The following is a 249-nucleotide window of genomic DNA, read 5'->3' on the forward strand; positions in this document are numbered from 1 at the left end:
GATGATCAGCAATGAGATGTATGAACGCACGCCGACAGATTTGACAAAAGAACCATGGTATCAGGCGGCTCTCGACAATGAAGGGATTTTCAAGATGATCGGGAAGCCTGTCAACCGGAATATCAGAAGCCATGTGCACTATAGGGAAGATGAGGTCGTTTCCGCCGTCAGAGCTGTTATCGATCCTGAAACACAGCATGTGAAAGGCGTTGTACTCATCGATTTGAAGCTGCGCGTCCTCGCAGAAGC

The 249-nt window shown here is 49.0% G+C and carries 1 pseudogene; it reads left to right on the forward strand.

The features are described from left to right. Positions 1-249, forward strand: a pseudogene (locus CF394_RS00340) (cache domain-containing protein); the annotation flags it as partial.

The sequence above is a fragment of the Tetzosporium hominis genome, from assembly GCF_002265435.1.
Lineage (GTDB): Bacteria > Bacillota > Bacilli > Bacillales_A > Planococcaceae > Chryseomicrobium > Chryseomicrobium hominis.